Origin of the sequence: Occallatibacter sp. (assembly GCF_036502485.1) — a bacterium.
GTDB lineage: Bacteria > Acidobacteriota > Terriglobia > Terriglobales > Acidobacteriaceae > Telmatobacter.
The window spans coordinates 17,251-34,394 of the sequence record NZ_DASXYM010000063.1 but is presented as its reverse complement, the minus strand read 5'-3'; the positions used below and the strand labels follow the sequence as shown (position 1 = coordinate 34,394).

At 61.2% G+C, this 17,144-nt stretch carries 16 protein-coding genes; 6 read left to right on the top strand and 10 right to left on the bottom strand.

The window, feature by feature from the left end:
• Positions 1-4 precede the first annotated feature (4 nt).
• Positions 5-583 carry a hypothetical protein gene (locus VGL22_RS09820; protein ID WP_465266734.1) on the bottom strand — a complete coding sequence of 193 codons (579 nt, stop codon included), beginning with the start codon at positions 581-583 and terminating at the stop codon, positions 5-7.
• On the opposite strand from VGL22_RS09820, the gene VGL22_RS09815 reads away from it, so the two are divergent.
• A complete protein-coding gene (locus VGL22_RS09815) occupies positions 582-944 on the top strand; it encodes a hypothetical protein (RefSeq protein ID WP_465266733.1) in 363 nt (120 codons plus the stop codon). The two genes, VGL22_RS09820 and VGL22_RS09815, sit on opposite strands and share 2 nt — an antisense overlap.
• 73 nt (positions 945-1,017) lie before the next feature.
• Positions 1,018-4,122: a beta-galactosidase gene (locus VGL22_RS09810; RefSeq protein ID WP_465266732.1), complete on the top strand. Its 3,105-nt coding sequence runs from the start codon at positions 1,018-1,020 to the stop codon at positions 4,120-4,122.
• Here VGL22_RS09810 and wzy read toward each other — a convergent pair.
• From wzy to VGL22_RS09790, 4 genes are all read right to left on the bottom strand, one after another.
• Positions 4,099-5,496, bottom strand: a complete 1,398-nt coding sequence (gene wzy, locus VGL22_RS09805; RefSeq protein ID WP_465266731.1) for an O-antigen polysaccharide polymerase Wzy — start codon at positions 5,494-5,496, stop codon at positions 4,099-4,101. The genes VGL22_RS09810 and wzy overlap by 24 nt on opposite strands.
• A 16-nt stretch (positions 5,497-5,512) precedes the next feature.
• Positions 5,513-6,760: a GumC family protein gene (locus tag VGL22_RS09800; RefSeq protein ID WP_465266730.1), complete on the bottom strand. Its 1,248-nt coding sequence runs from the start codon at positions 6,758-6,760 to the stop codon at positions 5,513-5,515.
• 37 nt (positions 6,761-6,797) lie between these two features.
• Positions 6,798-9,440: a polysaccharide biosynthesis/export family protein gene (locus VGL22_RS09795; RefSeq protein ID WP_465266729.1), complete on the bottom strand. Its 2,643-nt coding sequence runs from the start codon at positions 9,438-9,440 to the stop codon at positions 6,798-6,800.
• A gap of 63 nt (positions 9,441-9,503) precedes the next feature.
• Positions 9,504-10,334 (bottom strand): sugar transferase, encoded by an 831-nt coding sequence (locus tag VGL22_RS09790; protein WP_465266728.1) that lies wholly within the window; start codon positions 10,332-10,334, stop codon positions 9,504-9,506.
• A gap of 417 nt (positions 10,335-10,751) precedes the next feature.
• Here VGL22_RS09790 and VGL22_RS09785 point away from each other — a divergent pair, with 417 nt between their 5' ends.
• The gene (locus VGL22_RS09785; protein ID WP_465266727.1) at positions 10,752-11,792 is read left to right on the top strand and encodes a LacI family DNA-binding transcriptional regulator; all 1,041 of its coding nucleotides are present in this window, start codon (positions 10,752-10,754) and stop codon (positions 11,790-11,792) included.
• Positions 11,793-11,839: 47 nt separating this feature from the next.
• On the opposite strand, the gene VGL22_RS09780 is transcribed toward VGL22_RS09785, so the two are convergent.
• The 4 genes from VGL22_RS09780 to VGL22_RS09765 all read right to left on the bottom strand — a co-directional run bounded on the left by VGL22_RS09780 (position 11,840) and on the right by VGL22_RS09765 (position 13,740).
• The gene (locus VGL22_RS09780; protein ID WP_465266726.1) at positions 11,840-11,986 is read right to left on the bottom strand and encodes a lmo0937 family membrane protein; all 147 of its coding nucleotides are present in this window, start codon (positions 11,984-11,986) and stop codon (positions 11,840-11,842) included.
• Between the two features lie 224 nt (positions 11,987-12,210).
• The gene (locus VGL22_RS09775) at positions 12,211-12,918 is read right to left on the bottom strand and encodes a ribonuclease HII (protein WP_465266725.1); all 708 of its coding nucleotides are present in this window, start codon (positions 12,916-12,918) and stop codon (positions 12,211-12,213) included.
• Between the two features lie 83 nt (positions 12,919-13,001).
• Complete coding sequence (locus tag VGL22_RS09770; RefSeq protein ID WP_465266724.1) at positions 13,002-13,298, bottom strand: hypothetical protein; 297 nt, start codon at positions 13,296-13,298, stop codon at positions 13,002-13,004.
• A gap of 94 nt (positions 13,299-13,392) precedes the next feature.
• A complete protein-coding gene (locus VGL22_RS09765; protein ID WP_465266723.1) occupies positions 13,393-13,740 on the bottom strand; it encodes a PAS domain-containing protein in 348 nt (115 codons plus the stop codon).
• Between the two features lie 139 nt (positions 13,741-13,879).
• Here VGL22_RS09765 and VGL22_RS09760 point away from each other — a divergent pair, with 139 nt between their 5' ends.
• The 3 genes from VGL22_RS09760 to VGL22_RS09750 all read left to right on the top strand — a co-directional run bounded on the left by VGL22_RS09760 (position 13,880) and on the right by VGL22_RS09750 (position 16,468).
• A complete protein-coding gene (locus tag VGL22_RS09760) occupies positions 13,880-14,161 on the top strand; it encodes an acylphosphatase (RefSeq protein ID WP_465266722.1) in 282 nt (93 codons plus the stop codon).
• Positions 14,162-14,291: 130 nt separating this feature from the next.
• Complete coding sequence (locus tag VGL22_RS09755; protein WP_465266721.1) at positions 14,292-15,554, top strand: ATP-dependent 6-phosphofructokinase; 1,263 nt, start codon at positions 14,292-14,294, stop codon at positions 15,552-15,554.
• Between the two features lie 251 nt (positions 15,555-15,805).
• The gene (locus tag VGL22_RS09750; protein ID WP_465266720.1) at positions 15,806-16,468 is read left to right on the top strand and encodes a glycoside hydrolase family 19 protein; all 663 of its coding nucleotides are present in this window, start codon (positions 15,806-15,808) and stop codon (positions 16,466-16,468) included.
• A gap of 103 nt (positions 16,469-16,571) precedes the next feature.
• Here the strand turns inward: VGL22_RS09750 and VGL22_RS09745 are convergent, their stop codons facing one another.
• Entirely contained in the window at positions 16,572-17,120 is a 549-nt protein-coding gene (locus VGL22_RS09745) for an adenine phosphoribosyltransferase (protein WP_465266719.1), read from the bottom strand.
• Positions 17,121-17,144: the final 24 nt, after the last annotated feature.

The following is a 17,144-nucleotide window of genomic DNA, read 5'->3' as shown; positions in this document are numbered from 1 at the left end:
ACTTTTATTGCGAAATCAGATCGGCCACCACTTCGATCTCCTGGCGTCGTGTGGTGCCGGGCACGTCGATCGATCCGAGCACCACGGGCTTGTTTCCGGCGAGAGCCGACGTTCCTTCAAGGAGTGTCTGGCTGATGACGGGGTCGGGCGCGGCAACTCCGGATTTCTCATCGGTGACGGCGGACTGCTCAACCTTGGTGCGAAGAGCTGTGCCCTCGATGCTCGCCTCGATGTTGAGCCCTATGTCGATGTACTGCACCTGCGAGCTTTGTGACGCATTCGCTGCTTCTCCGGACATGCCGGTGATGAGGGGCACGCGCTTGCCGTGCCTCAGCACTGTCTTGCCGCCCGCTGCTACGACCACGGAGTAGTGCTGTGTGGCCGTTTTCCTGCCGTTTTCCACGTCGCTCAGGTTGTAAGTGACGCGATAGATCTTCTTCGGCCGGTCGAGCTCCGCAACCATCTTCTTCGCGGCTTGCATATCTTCGCTGGTGCCGCGGATGGTGATGGCGAGTTGGCCGGCGACGCCATAGACGTGGGTGCGAGGGAAGTTGTTGCGCAGCGCAGTCTGAACATCGTTCATGTCGTTCATGCTGGTGACGTTCGAGAGGAAGACCGTCTCGCTCGTCTCTGGAGCAGTGCTGATCGCCGTGTTTCTGGTTTCGCCCGGCGACGCCTGGGCCGATGTCAAAGGCGATGCCATCGCTGCGAACAGCGCGCATCCCGCAATGATCGAAACACCAATCCGTGTGCCCCGCAAGGTCATGTTCCGCCTCCCAAAATGTTGCTCAGAACGCCCGCTTGCTGCTGATCGCGCTGCGGCGCTTCTAATTCAACAGGACGCAGAGACCAAGAATTCGCTCGAACACCGGACGCGGGTTGGGTTTGCTTGTCTTCGCGAATGCCCTCTGCTATGGTTCATGGGAACGATCTCAGCCAGCTAAATCAGCTGTAGATGCGCTGGATCGTTCTGCGGCAAACACGTGATTGCCGCGATGACTGGCAGGAGTTTTCGTAATGCTCTCAGGGCCGCACGCATTTCTGTTTCGCCTCTCTCCTCACGCTGCACGCAAGTTCATCTTCGGCGCACTTCTGGCGGTGGCGCCCGCGTCTTTATTGGCGAAGACGGTGGTTTTCTGGCAGCCGGGTTTCCCTACAACGGGCAGCGACGCGGTTGAGCGAGGGGCACTTGAGCAGGCCCTCAACGGACTCAGTCCCGTGTTTGACGATCTGGATGCGCTTAACAAGGACGGTGCGTTCACGAATGCCGATCTGCTGGTGCTGCCGTATGGATCGAGCGTGCCTGTGGATGCGTGGGGCGCGATTGAACGCTATGTGCACGGGGGCGGGAATCTGTTGATTCTTGGCGGGCAGCCGCTGCAGGTTCCTGTGGTGCGCGCGGGTGGGAAGTTTGAGCCTATGCGCGCGCAGAATGCGTATGCGGGCGAGCTCCGATTCAGCAACACCTACGAGGTTCCCGTTGCAGCCGATGCGCAGTTCCGTTGGCGTGACCGGTACAGGATGGACAGCACGCCGCAGATCCGCGCGCGCAGGTTCTTCGCGGTGGAAGGACACCTTGACGGCCTGGGCTATATGGCGGAGAAGGACGGCACACTCACTGCGGCTCCGGTCATCGTTGCCGATCACGTTGATGGCGCGGGCAGCAGGATCGTAGCGCTGGATTTCGATGCTGCACCGGGGTACTGGCAGAGCGCCGATGGTGTTGCGCTGATGCGGATCGCGGCGGGTTATGCGAGGCAGGGTGCGCTGAGCTTCAGTGTGGAAACGCTGTTCTCGACGCTGCGGCCCGGCGAACCGCCGGTGCTCACAATCCATTTGCGCGAGCCGCGGGCGGAGCGCGCGCATCAGAGTGTAACCGGCGAAGTGAAGATGATCCTCAGCTCGGAAAAAGGGACGATTGATTCGTCTGCGGTTCCAATGACGCACGGGGGAGTTGCCGACATTTCTGCGCCGTTTCACAAGCCATTGGCAGCGGGGTTTTATATGGTTCGCGCTGTGTACAGCGAGAACGGGCAGTTCCGCGGGGAATACGAGAACGGATTCTGGGTCGAAGATGCGGGCGCGGTTGCAGGGGGCGAACGGGTGGAGGCGCACGGTGATTTTCTTGCGCGTGATGGCGCTCCGTTTTTTCCGGTGGGCACGAACTATTTCTCTACGGAAGCAGACGGATGGGATTTTTCCGGACCGCGCAATGCGGCGGTGTGGGAGCGCGACTTCGCGGAGATGGAGCAGCACGGTGTCAACTTTGTGCGCACCGGGGTGTGGATGCACTTTGGGCGGTTTACGCAGGAGACTGCTGGAGGCGGAGCGAGCGAGCGGTTTCTGCGTAACGTGGAGGCGTTTCTGCTGTGCGCACAGCGCCACCATATTGTTGTGAACTTCACGCTGTTTGCGTTTGCGCCGCGTTCAGGGGATCGCGGCTGGGGCGATCATGACGGAACGCCGCCCAATCCCTATCTTGATGCGGGGGCACTGCGGGAGCAGCAGGCCTATGCGCGATCGGTGGTAGGGCGGTTCAAGGATGCGCCGTTCGTGACGTGGGACCTGATCAACGAGCCGAGCTTTTCTAATCCGCGCGTGATCTTCAAAGGAAATATGCCGAATGGGGACCCCGCGGAGGTTGCCGCCTGGCATAAATGGCTGCGAGAGAAGTACAGCGATGATCTGGGTGCGCTTGCGAATGCGTGGTCCACTCCGGCGGATAAGCTTGGCAGCTTCGAGGCGGTGGGGTTGCCGGCGGCTGCTGATCTGAGTGCAGAGCGTTACGGGAATCCGCGCGAGGTCCGCGCCCTGGACTACAACCTGTTCGCGCAGGATATGTTCGCGAACTGGGTGCGCAACATGGTCTCGCTGATTCGCGAGACCGGCAGCAGGCAACTCGTCAATGTGGGGCAGGATGAAGGCGGCGTGACCGACCGTGTGCTCAACCAGTTTTATGGCGCCGCGGGCGTAGGGTTTACTACGAATCACACGTATTGGCAGGACGATGCGCTGCTGTGGGATTCGATTGCGGCCAAGCGGCCGGGGCTGGCCAACATCACCGGCGAGACGGGCTATCAGCCGGTGTGGTCGCCGGACGGCGCGTGGCGCTACAACGAGTTCACCGGGCTGGGGCTGACCATGCGCAAGTGGGCGCTGGGTTTCGCTGCAGGCTCGAGCGGAGCGGTGCAGTGGGACTGGGATCGGGAAGCGGATTTCGGTATGAAGCGCAGCGATGGTTCTTCAAAGATATGGGAGAACCAGATGCGCGCGCTTGGCGAGTTTGCGAAGAAGGCCGCGCCCGCGGCCACGGCTCTCATCCAGCCTGACGTGGCTATTGTGCTGCCGCAGTCGCTGCAACTCTCGGTGGAGAACAAGATTGCGCTGGAGGCGCAGCAGAGCGCGGTGCGTGCGCTGTATGGATATGCGCGGTCGCAGGCGTACGCGGTAGGTGAGTATCAGATTGATCTGATCGGGCATCCGAAGCTCATCCTTCTGCCTGCGCCGATGGGACTGACGGACAAGGCATGGGAGACGATTGTCGATCGCGTGAACAGCGGGGCGACGCTGCTGGTGACGGGCCCGTTCAATGGGGATGCGCATCTGCATGCTACGGGACGCGCGCGGGCTCTGGGATTCGGCTACGCGGAGGCTCCGCTTACGATTCGCGAGAACGCAGTGAAGTTTCCATGGGGCGAAGAGCGCGTTGTTTTTGGCGGCAGCAAGACGACGATGCTGACGCAGGCTGTGCTCGCGGATGGATCAGCGTGGACGGAAAAGCCCATGGGGAACGGGCGCATTCTTTTCTCTCCGCTTCCTCTTGAGCTCGGCGATGATCTGGCGGTGGTGGGCAACGCGTATCGTTATGCGCTGAAGAGCGCGGGCGTGGCGCCTGTCTACACGACGACGCTGAGCGATCCAGGCATTCTGGTTGCCCCGACGATTCTGCCGAAGGCCACGCTTTACGTGATCACGTCGGAGTCGAATCAGCCGCAGGTCACGTTTACCGATGCGCGCAGCGGGAAGTCTCTCACAGGCAGAGTGGAGCCGGGTGGCGCGGCCATTGTGCTGATCGGCACGGATGGCAAGGTGTCTGCATCATGGAATTGGACCGCGCAGTAATCCGGATTCGATCACGGGTTCGGGGCGCGAATTGTCGAAGAGCTCAAGCAGATACCGCAGAAACCACAAGCACGGAATCATGGGGACAAAGGCGATTCCATTCTTCAGCGCTGTGGCCAGGGGGCTGAGCATCTGCGCGCGCGGCAGATAGATGACGCTGGGCAGGAGGATTGCGACGGCAACCGCGCCGATCCAGTGGCGGCCCAGGGTGTGGAGCCACCGCAGGAGCAATCCGATCAGCACCGACGCGACGATAACGCCGGCAATGCCGCCGGCGATCCACGCTTCTGCCAGGTAGCTCGATCCTGCTCCGAAGCCCTGTCGGTATGCGGCCGCATTGAGGTAGACGGAGATGTCGTTGTCAAAGAGCTCACCCTGGCCAAAGTGCGGAGCTGAATAGAACGCCTGGAGGAGTTCGCTCTCCATGTAGGAGCGGACATGCGGCGCGAACAGTTGTCGATCCTCAACGGCGATCTGCGTCACTCCCATGGAGATTCCCTGGCCGACCACAAAGCCGGCGGGGCCTATGAGAGCTGTCGAACGCATCTCGCGAAAGCCGCTGATGGCGACGGCGAGAAAGCTTCCGGCGAGAGCGACGGCGACGAGCGTACCGAGCCTGAACTTCCGGCCCGTCTTCAGATTCCGCAGGAACCACAAGGTGATCAAAAACAGGAAGACTTTGCCGCGCATTCCGATAGCCAGTTCGAGCACGGAAGTGGAGAGGAAGGCCGTGGTGACCCAGGCCAGACGCTTGCCGTTGCGTTCCAACACATAGACCAGCAGGAATGCGTTGTAGGCGAACAGGGACAAGAGCCGCACTGCACCACCGGCGCTCTCCGCAACATCCTGACTTTGGGTGAAGATGGCGAGATACCCGCCGTGGCTGCGGATGAACTGCAGGTACTCATAGTTCTTGTAGAGCACGAACGGAAACGTGAGGGCGAGCAGCGCGTACGCGGCACGAAGCCACTGCCGGCCGGCGCCGGGGCGCAGCGTGACGGGCGCAACGTTCCACGAGCACACGGCGTACACGCAGGTTGCCGAGAGCAGGATGATGAGGAGGGTGATTTCAGAGGCTGCCGCAGAGACCTGCAGAGGCAGAAGCGTTTGCACTACCACTTCGAAGGGGTCCGGCGCAGCGCCTGCGACATAGCCAATGAGCCGGCCCATTTGAAAGAGCAGGATCATGCCGAGAAAGAGAAAGCAGGGGTGACGGCCGCCGCCGAAGCGCCGCCATGCGAGATAGACGAGGAGGGCATAGAGCGCCAGGCTGATCCAGAGGCAGCCGGTCAGGTCAACCCAGTGGCACAACACAGCCAGCGTGGCGATCAGTACGGCAGAGAGGAGCAGCGTGGCTTCAGTTGCGGTTGTCATCTGCAGTTCCGCCGGATCAGACGGTTCCTTCGCGGCGCGCTATGGCGGTGCGGATACGCTGCATCATCGAATGCGTGCGCGGATCCTCGTTCATCTTCTGGAAGCGTGCATGCAGCAGGGCAATGAAAATGCCGAGGAAGAATCCGGCGCATGCAGCGGCCAGCACCATGAGTGTGCGCTGCGGGAAGGAACGCTTGTCAGGCGGATAAGCTGGGTCGACGACCTGGATCAGCGATCCTTCACGCGCTTCATCCAGCCGCGCCAGTTCCAGTTGTTTCGAGAGCAGCGCGAACTCCGCCTCGTAGTACTTTACGTCGCGCATTTTGCGCACGTACTCGAGACCGGCCTCGGTCACCTGGCCCTTGGGGATGATCATTCCATCCACGTCCTGCGAGCCGGTCAGTTTCCGCATCTGGGCGCGCAAGGCGGCAAGCTCTTGCTGCGCCTGCGCCAACCCCGCGTTTTGATCCGTCGCATAAGCGCGCATGGTGTCAATCTGCACCTGCTTGGCCGCGATCTGCGCGCGCATATAGGCCGCCGACTCGATCAGCGCGCGGGCCTGGCTGTCGAGCGATATCAGGCCGGTCTTCTGCTCAGTATTTTTCATCGCGTCTTCGGCGTCGGCCAGATGCTTCCTGGTCTCATCCACCTGTCCCTGCAAGAAGACGCGACGCTGGCCTGCTTCAGTAATGGCCAGATGCTTTGAGAGCGTCTGGAACTCATCGACATACGCATTGGCGATTTCTGCGGCGCGCCTGGGGTCGTGATCTTCCACCGCAATGTGTATCAGCCCGTCCTTCTGGCCGCCCTCGACGGATGCGCGTTTCTCAAATTTTTTGCGCGTATCTGAAAGGAACTTCTTTCCGTATTCCTGCTGCAGGTTGAAGCGATGAATCAGAGCGTCCTCGACCACGCGGCTCTTGAACATGCTCACGTACATGTCGTTCTGATTTTTGAGTCCAAGGCCCCCGCCCGCAAGCGACGCAATCGAACCTAGCCCGCCGAATTCCGACGCCAGCGCAGAGGTCAAAGCCGAGCTCTGCTGCGCGGGAGGCATGATGGTCACTTCCGCTGTGTAGCGCACCGGCAGCAGGAGAGCCAGGGCAATGCCGATCACGGAGGCCACGACTGCAGCTCCGGCAATCAATCGCCACCGCTCGGCGAGAATCAGCAGCAGCGTGAGGAAACGCACGTCGGTGCGCGGTGGGTCGCTCGTCGCGCCGTGTTCGTGCAGGTCGTGCGGGATGTGGATTTCAGTGCGCATTGTTCTTTCGTAGTCTGCCCAGTTTGGTTCAGCCAATTTACCTCAGAGTATTGATGGCGGCAGCTCCGAAGGCGAGCTGCGCGAAGATTTGCGTCCAGTCCAGCACGCCTCGCAGAGCGGACGGCTTGATGGTCTTCTCCGGCACGATGACGGTATCTCCTGGATTGAGTCTCAGGTTTTCAAAGCCGTCGTTCCAGAGGCCATTGACGGTGGTCTTGCTGACCACCGCCCCGTTGGCTCTTACGATGAACATGCGCTTTTTGTCCGCGTTGGAATTGGGTCCGCCGGCCAGTTTCAGGAAGGATTCCACGTCCCCGTTCTGGCGGTAGATGAACGAATTCTGATTGAACACCGCGCCCAGCACATTCACGGTGGAAGGCAGCGAGGGGATCAGGAACGTATCGCCATTTTCGAGTTTAATCTCAGGAATGGCAGCCGCGCTGTCCGACTCCGGCGTGAACTGGAAAACGATGCGGCCGTTGGCGCGGACCTGCTGCAATTGCGCAAGGAGCGCCTGCTCGCTGGCCTGGGCGGCGTTTACGCTGGCCAAATCCTGCGCGTTCGATGCGGGAGCGGCGGCGAGGGCAAGATTGCCGCGCTGCATCTGCAACGCGTATTCGTGAACGGACTCGTCGATGCGGCGCTGCTGCAGAATTCTGGTGGACTCGCGCGTGAACACGGAGCCGTAAAGATACGCATTCGGCGTCAACCCGCCGGCTCGCTCGACAAGCTGGCGCAATGTTTCGCCGGGCAAGACGCTGTAAGTGCCAGCGTGCCCAAACTCCCCTTCGAGCCGCACCAGCGTTGTCTGTTCGGCGATGGGAACGTGGATATCCGCCTGCGAAAACACAGTCACCACGTCGCCGGGCTGCAGCGCGAGATCCTGCGACTGATCGTGATCGATGACGAGCTTGCCCAAGTCGAACGGGACAAGCTGCGTCTTCAGGGTGGTTGCATCCATGCGCTCGATCACGGCATAACTCCAGTCGATCTCCGGGACGTTCAGTCGCACGATGGTCTTCTGCGCAGGAGGGGGCGTGAGCGTCTGGTTGCGGGACTCGTCCTGCTCGGCGAGGGCGGATTGGTTCCCTTTCGTCGCGGCGTTGCGCTGGGTGGCAGTTGCATCACTGCCGTTCTGCTCATTGGCATTCTCTACCTGGCCTGCCGGCACAGGAAATCCGGGATATGGTGTCTGGGCTTCTGTAGCGCCCGGCGTCTGCTGGCTCATGTTTGCGGCCGCCCGCGCCTGCTGCTGTGCGGCAGCCTGCGCTATGTCCATCGCTGACGCGGGCTGGCGCAGATTCGACAATGCGGGTGCGGGCTGGAACTCTTGCGCGGCCAGCCCCAGCTGTGCGCGTTTCCACCAGTAATCACGGGTCAGGAGCGATTCGCGATCCGGAATCAGATCACTCAGTCGCATGCCGTCGTGCCACGCAAAGCGGCCCGGATTCGCGGTGTTGCCGCGCAGGGTGACGGTCTTGTTGAACCGCGATACGAGTGACAGCACGTGTACCACGTCGCCATCCTCAAGGGCGGTAGCGCGTCCGGCTGCGTCCAGGCGAATCTCCACGGCCGCGCGCCCACTGTGCTCCACGGTGCGCTCGAGGGAGGCGCGTGCCTGGGATGCGAGGGAGGTCACGCCGCCCGCGTCCTGCAGCACCCGATCCAAAGTGTCGCCGGGCAGTAATTCATAGATCGCTGGCCGCCGCACGCTGCCGATGAGCGCCACCTGCTGGCCGACCGGGGGGATATGGATGAGATCGCCCGGGAGCAGCTTGGCGTCCTTTGACTTGTCTCCATTGACCAGGAGCGCATACAAATCGAGTGTGGTGATGATCTGTCCATTACGGCGCAGATCGATGCGCCGCATCGAGCCTTGCACTGAAGGGCCTCCGCTGGCGAAGAGCGCATCGATCAGCGTTGCCAGCGAACTAACCGTGTACACGCCGGGTCGTCTTGCCTCGCCGGTTACGTAGACCTGAATGGATCGAATCTGTCCCAGGTCGACCTGAAGCTGGAAGTTGCGGTATTGGCGGCCGACAGCGTCGTGAATGTGCTGCTGCAATTCGCTGAAGGGGAGCCCGGCCACATGCACCTGGCCGATCTGCGGCAGGTACACATCGCCGGTGCGGTCCACGCGCACGTTGGCGTTGAAGTTCACCTGCCCCCAAACCCGAATGCGCAACTGGTCGTCAGGACCGAGAACGTAGTCCGGCGGCACCGGGGTATTCTCCAGCGGGGCGAAGGTGGACGGCACGTTCTGAAAGAGGTTTGCGCCGTACATGGGCAGAACTGTGCCGGTGGTGGAGGCTACGAACTTCTGAAACTCCGTGAGCGGCTCCGGCGGCATGGGAATGGTTGCGGGAGTGGCCGGGGCGTTTCGCGAGCGAGTCCCATCGTCTGTATAGGTGGGTACGCGTCCCGGTTGGCCGGTCGTAAATCCATTGTCGGCGCCGCCGGCCGCTGGCATCCCTGGCGACATCCAGCCAGTCCCGCGGCCCTGCATGCACTGGGGCGAAGACGCCAGCGACGGATCGGAACAGTCCAGAGTTGTGCCGGTGGGGTTCTGTTGCGAGCCCAGTCCATCGCTGGAGGAGGGGTACGCTGAAGGAAATTGCTGGGCGTGGGCAATAAGAGCAAAGAGCGGTGTTGCCACCGTCATCAAAAGTCGCGTTCGCATGAGTTTTCCGTGCCTTCTTGCTATGAGTCTTCGTCGAACCTGAGGCGAAGTGGAATCGTCGCTCTATGCTGCGTCGTCCATGTCGCCCGCAAACTCATCAGTCAACTCAGGAACAAACGTTTGCGGTCTCAAGGTTGTAGTTGCCGGGATAGCGAAGCGAGGCGGCGCCAGTCTCCCCAGGTGTTCTGGCGCATGTTTCCACATCAGCTCGCGCAACTCGCGACGCGCATCCACTGAGCAATGCAGACAGCGCACCAAGGTGCGCGCCAGCACGCTAACATCGTTCACAAACGTAGCCCGTTCCATGTAGCGGATGTCGAGTTCGGCCTTGATGGGCTTCACCACCGCCTCATAGAATCCAACGACGTCATGCCCCGGCACTTCCATCAGCATTCTTTCCTCATGGCGGAAGGCCAGCGTTGCCTGTCCCGTGAGTCCCGGCCGATAGGGCATGTGCAGCATCTCATGCTGCGGCAGCTTTGGCCTTGGACCCACAAGGCTCATGTCTCCTTTCAGTACGTTCCAGAACTGTGGCAGCTCATCGAGCTTGTAACGCCGCAGCAGACGGCCCACTGGAGTGATGCGCAAGTCATTGTGCACGGTGTGACTGGGCCCGGTGAAGGTTCGCTGCCAGCGCATGGAGCGAAATTTGTAGAGCTCAAATTCCCTCCCGTTGCTCCCCATTCTCCGCTGTTTGAAGAACACCGGGCCGGAGGAGGTGCACCGCACCGCAATCCAACACAGCGCCACTACCGGAAGCAGGAGCAGCAGGGCAGTTCCCGCCAACCCACAATCGAAAACTCTACGTGCACGGGAAGAGACCCAGGGACTGCTTTTAACCTCCGGGTGCGGGTGTTTTCTGCCCTGGCCGTTGTGCGGCCCTGTTTTCCGCACTGCTCCCAACACCGGATAACAACCTATGAGTGCGATATGAGATGAAATCTGACCCACTGATAAAACGTTCACCAACTGCTCCCCTCCACGCGATCGGAAAGTTCGCGGTTTCCCACCTCAAGCCCGTGGGCCACGTTACGCCGAGTGGACTTTGCCCCCTTGCAGTAAACAACCAACCGTTCAAAGAGAACTCGAAATGAATGAAACCAGAAGTCTTGATGGGAGGCAAAGGTGGACGCAGCAGCCTCTTGGAGACGTAAGACGCTGATTTGCGGGAAAGGTTTGCCTCGGATTGGGGAAGCGGACAAGTTGTTGCGGCGATATGTGAGTGTCGCGTGATAAGCTTTTTTTGCTCAACGTCCATCCAACATGCCGTTATCGAAGGGCAGCAGAATTCCATCAGGTCGTTCTACGACCATGGCCGACGTGGCGAAGCTTGCCGGCGTGGGTAAGATGACTGTTTCCCGTCTCCTGAGCGGCAGCGCCAATGTGTCAAAGGAAACCGCGGAGCGGGTGCAGCGCGCCATTCGCATGCTCAACTACCAGCCCAATGAGCTGGCCCGCAGCCTGCGTTCGCCGCACTCGAAGACGATTGCGCTGATTCTGCCGTACCTCTACGACCCATTCTTCGCTACCTGTGCACACGCGGTCTCCACGGTCGCCACGCAGCATGGCTATTCGGTTCTGATCACCACGTCTGACGAGAAGGCGGATGTGGAGCAGAAGCAGGCGGCTCTCATGCTCCGCCGCCGCATTGACGGCATGATCATCATTCCTGCGCCCAACGACGATGACTACCTGCGCAGCAAGGAGTTCGAGAATGTGCACATCGTCACGCTGGACCGCCCTGCGGCGCAATCGCGGTTTGACTCGGTGCTGGTGAACAATCGGGCCGGGGCGCGCGCCGGGGTGGCGCACCTGATCGATCACGGGCATAAGGTTATTGCGTTCCTGGGTCTGGCGAAAAGCCTGTTCACGATGCAGGCGCGGTACAACGGCTATCGCGAGGCAATGTCGAGTGCCTCACTCGCGCCGGAGAACTACGTTGAGTGCCGGTCTCCGGAAGAGACGGTTACCCTGGTGCACGCGCTGATGACGGGCAAGAAGCCGCCCAGCGCGCTGTTTGCCGGCAACAACCTGACGATGCGCTACCTGCTGCATGCGTTAAATACGTTGCGTATCGATGTGCCGCGCCAGATTGCGCTGGCAGGCTTTGACGACTTCGACATTGCAGACGTGTTGCAGCCCGCGCTCACCGTGGTGCGCCAACCTGTCTACCAGGTGGGCGAAATGGCCGCGAATCTTCTGTTCCAGAGGATTGCGCGCGGGGAGTATCCCACCAAGGGACACCGCGTCGTGCTGTCCACCGAACTCGTGGTTCGCCGCTCCTGCGGGTGCCATAGCGAGTCCATTGTGACCTTTGCCGCGAAAAGTGTGGCGGATACGACAGACGAATAAGGTTCAAGCTCGTCCGCGTCGCTCCGCCAACCGTGTTCCCGTGTCCTTTAAACGGCCCGTCGCCCGGTAATCAGGTTAATGATCAGTACGATTACGGCGACCACCAACAGCAGGTGAATCAGGCTGCCGGCGATATGGAAGCTGAATCCCAGGATCCAGAGGATCAACAGGATCACGAAGATTGTCCAGAGCATGCGTAACGTCTCCTTTTTGTGGTTGCATGCGCCCGAAGAGAAACAACGCAGCCTACCGGGCGCTACCCTCGGTTGGATGCAGGTTTGGGCAGAGCTCAGGGCAAGCGATTCAGAATTTGCGGGATAGCTGTTTCAGCGCGTTGAATGGAGAGTTGCTGGGGCGCAGTTCCTGAGGTTTCAACTGGCGAGCGCCAGCACTCCGGCCGCCCAACGGCCGTCCCGCATCAGTTCTCTACCAGCTCCAGCCCAAGTTCCAGCATGGCAGGGAACTCCAGCATGGTCTGCGCCACCGGGCTCCAGTTCTTGCGGTGCAGCGGTGTTGGACCCAGGCGCGCCAGCGCCGCCATGTGCTCAGCCGAGCAGTAACCCTTGTGGCTCGCCAAACCGTAGCCGGGATATTCGCTATCCAGTTCGACGATCATGCGGTCGCGATAGACCTTGGCAAGAATGCTGGCCGCGGCGATTGAATAACTTGTTCCATCGCCTTGCACGACGGCCTGCTGCGGGCATGCAAAATCGATCGTATCCAGGCCGTCAATCAGCAGGTAGTCCGGTGACAGCGCCAGGTGCTCCACCGCGCGCTTCATGGCCAGCAGAGAGGCGTTGCGGATGTTGATCTTATTGATCGTCTCGACGTCGATGGCGGCGATGGCCCAGGCGACGGCGTTGGCGCGGATTTCAATGTCGAGTTGATTGCGCTTTTTTTCGGAGAGCTTCTTGGAGTCGTTCAGCCCGTCGAGGCGGCACTTGGGCGCCAGGATGACGGCCGCGGCCACTACCGGCCCGAACATCGGTCCGCGGCCCACCTCGTCCAGTCCGGCAATGCGCAGGGCGCCGCATTTGCGGGCCGCCCGCTCCAGCTTCCAGCCGCACACAGGACTGGGCGCACAGGCCTTCTTGTCCAGGGAGCGGAGTGCCGGGGTTTTCGCCATGGCATCAGTATAGGGTCAGCGGGCCTGTGGGAAAGCTGGGCAGAATCCGGACATCTCCCATACCGGTGCCGTGACTGGTCCCTTTAGGGCCGCCGCGCTGCGGCCTGCGCGGCATAAAACGACTTGGTTTCCGCGAAGGTGTGCGGAAGGATGCGTCCCACCATCCAGCAGCCCTCGCGCAGGGTGGTCACAGCCACTTCGCCCGCGAACTCCACCTCGTAATCCCCATCGGGCAGATCGGTAGGAGCTTCAATGATGGCGCAGTGCGAGTAAACCGGCCGCGAGGCCTCGGCAAGGACCGTTTTGGTGGCAAGTAATTCGCAGGCGGCTTCGCGACCCATTCCGCGAAGGACGCCACTGGAAAGAACGGCAAACCGCATGAAGAACCTCGCAGAAGAGTATTGGCCTAAGTTGGATGGCGGACATATCGGGAAGAGTTGCTTGCATCCACCACCGCCACGCCAGGCAGAGCATTCAGGGGTTCTGCGCGTTGGACACCGCGAAGGTGCCGATGATGCCGTCGAACAGGCCCTCCGGCGTATACATCGGGGTTCCCTGGACATCCACCCAGACGGAACTGCCGTCGGCGCGGCGCAGTCTGAAGTGGAATGGCGCTGCACTGCCGGCCTGTTTGGACGAGAAGAGCCGCTGCGCGGCGGCCAGATCTTCCGGGAAGACGAACTGGAGTGAGTGCTCGCCGGCAAGGTTGGCCGCCGATGTCCCCAGGATCTCAGCCATGGCGTCGTTGGCATAAACGGTGTGCGCGTCGGCATCGATGATCCAGATACCTTTCGTCTGGATGGAAGGAGAGAAAAAAGCCATAAGCTTTGGATGACAGGCGGGGCGGCGTGGAGGCGTGGAGGTGCGAAATTGCGAGTTTCGATGCGTGAATTGCATTCGTGGGGCGACCTGGCGCTTGTCTCACCCAAACCTGGGGTGAAGCTTTTAAACTGAAGGACGTATGGTCCTTCACTTCCTCGTCCGTGGCCGCGTGCAGGGGGTTGGCTTTCGCTGGTTCGTGCACCGCGAGGCCAGCGAACTCGAACTGCGCGGCTGGGTCCGCAACACTGAAGACGGCGACGTGGAGATCGTGGCTTGCGGCGATCCCCGCGACCTGAACGAACTGCGCTCCAGCCTGCGCCGAGGGCCGCGCGGGGCCCGCGTCGATAATGTCCTCGAGCACTATCTCGCCGAATCCGAGGCTGCAGGCCTCAGCGCCTTCCGGATCGAAGGGGCCTGGTAGGCGGTTTCCCCAGAACAGGGTTTAGCACTTCGGCAATCGCGGATGTCTGTTAACTCTTCCGGTTGCAACACCCGGCGGCAGCGGTCATTTTGGGTTGAACCAGATCTCCGAGAGTGGTCTCAACTCCAACATGAACGTTACAACCCTTGGTCCTGCCGCGTATCCTGCACCCCGCAAACGCTGGGTTGACGACCGCAGCCGCGTTCCCGCCACCATCGTGCGAGACGGCGATGATCCTGCCGGCGATGAGCTTCTCTTCGAGCTTGCCGGCGCCCGCGAAAAGCTCTTTTTCGATCCCGCTCAGACCCGCGCCGGAATCGTCACGTGCGGAGGGCTATGCCCAGGGCTCAACGACGTGATCCGGTCGCTCTACTTCGAACTGCACCACGCCTACGGCGTGAAAGAGGTGTTCGGGTTTCGCTGGGGATACCAGGGGCTTGATCCGCAGAAGGGTATTGAGCCAATCCAGCTTTCGCACTCGGTTGTTGACCGCATTCACCTGCAGGGCGGCACGGTTCTTGGAACGTCGCGCGGCCCGGTTGATAAGGTCCGCGCCGTTGAGAACCTGATCCGCCGCGGCATCAACATTCTCTTCACGGTGGGCGGCGATGGCACGCAGCGCGGCGCGCGCGACCTCTACCTCGAGGCCCAGCATCACGGGCACAAACTCGCCGTGGTCGGCATCCCCAAGACCATCGACAGCGACATTCCTTTTGTCGCGCGCTCCTTCGGATATCTCACTGCCATTGACGAGGCAGCCCGCGTGCTTGATCGCGCGCATACGGAGGTGCGCAGCGTACAGAATGGCATTGCGGTTGTGAAACTGATGGGGCGGCATGCCGGATTTCTCACTGCCGGGGCCACCATGGCCAGCCAGGATGTGAACTTCACCCTGGTCCCAGAAGTCGGTTTCCGGCTTGACGGGCCGGGAGGGTTCCTTCAGGCCCTGGAAGAGCGGGTGGTGGATCGCGGCCACGCCGTGATCGCGGTGGCTGAAGGCGCAGGACAGGACCTGTTTGCCACTGCCGAGACGGCGCGCGACGCCTCAGGCAACGCGCGCCTCAAGGACATCGGTCCCCTCCTGGTGGAGAGAATCGGAGAGTGGTTCCGCGGAAGAAATGTCCCGTTCATCATGCGCTATTTCGATCCCAGCTATTTTGTGCGCAGCAGCCCGGCCAATGCGGAGGATTCAATTCTTTGCGACCAGTTTGCGCGCCACGCCGTGCACGCCGGAATGGCAGGCAAAACCGGCCTGGTTATCGGCTATCTGCACGATCAGTTCATTCACGTGCCCATCGATCTGCTAGCCACACAGGAAAAGCGCATCGATCCCAACGGAGCCATCTGGAACGCGGTTCTGGCGGCCACCGGCCAGCCGAAACAATTTGCATAAGGCAGCCCGGGTTGAATTTCCGCAAGAGTCCTGCTCCGGTGGGCCCAGACGGGCCGGCTAAAGAATGCTGGCGTGTTCTGGCTTTTCTCTGTCGGCCCTCGTGTCCACATACCCACGGTGATTCAAGACACTGAGCGGGCCCACGCGCAGGCGGTACTCTGCGGTTCACCTTGCAGTTCATCCGGTTTGGCCCTGGGCCGACATTGGGCTGGCCTGCTTCCACGGCTCTGCGACATGGAGGATAAATCCGTATGCTCACGCTTGAAGTTCTGCAAACGCTCTGGCCCAACGGAAACCATCGCGTCCTCGGACTGCTGGAAGGCCTTGCCGCCGCCGCGCCCGACGTGTTTCCTCGTTACGGCCTCAACGACGACCTCGCCATCGCCCACGCCATGGCCCAGTTTTCAGTGGAATGCGGCGCGGGCACGGCGATGGAGGAGAACCTCAACTACAGCGCGCAAGGACTGCTCGACACCTGGCCGTCGCGTTTCAACGCCGGCAACGTGAACGATTACGCGCGCAATCCGCAGAAGATTGCAGACTTCGTTTATGGCGGACGCATGGGCAACGCGCTGCCGCCCGCTAATGATGGCTGGAACTATCGTGGACGTGGCCTTGCCCAGGTCACGGGTCGTAACAACTACCAGGCGCTGACCGACAAGTACGGACTGGACATGATCAACAATCCGGACCTTGCCAAGGATCCGTCCAAGGCTCTGGAGGTTGCGGTGGCCCAGTTCTGCGAATGCGGGTGCCTTCCCTTTGCCGAGGCGGATGACGTAAAAGGCGTGACACACAAGCTGAATGGGGGATTCAACGGCCTGGCCGACCGTCAGGCCTGGCTGGTGAAGTGGAAGGCGGCACTGCAAGTGGGTGCGGCTGCTCCACCGGAACCGGCCGGCGTGGGGAACTGATCCGGGGCTGCGGCTCGCGGAAAAGCTTGAGCCATCCAATGTGCGAAGGCACGGCTCCGGCCGTGCCTTTGCTGCTGAATCAAGCCCGGTTGCGCCCCCGGACTTATTCGTCGTAGTGCAGCAGGCTGAACACGTCGTACCCGGGGAAACGGTCGCGGCCTTTGAGGAAGTCGAGTTCCACGGCGAAGCCAAGGCCGGCGATCTCGCCCCCCAACTGCTTGACCAGCTTGACGGTCGCCTGCATGGTGCCGCCGGTTGCCAGCAGGTCATCGACCAGGATTACGCTCTGCCCGGGCTGAATGGCGTCGAGGTGGATTTCGAGCGTGTCGGTGCCATACTCCAGATCGTAGGAGACGCGGGCGACGGGAGCGGGCAGCTTGCGGGGCTTGCGCACGGGCACAAATCCGGCGTTAAGCCGGTAAGCGAGGGCGGGTCCGAAGATGAAGCCGCGGGCTTCAATGCCGAGCACAAGATCAATCTTCCGGGAAAGATAGTGGGCCGCCATGGCATCAATGAGCTGCGCAAAGCCGGTCTTGTCCTTGAGCAGGGTAGTGATGTCGTAGAACAGGATGCCTGGCTTGGGGAAGTCGGGAACCGTGCGCACCAGCGCTTTGAGGAAGTCAACGTCAACTGGCTTTTGATTTTCTGGCATAGGTAAATTATAAAGTGCGGCCGG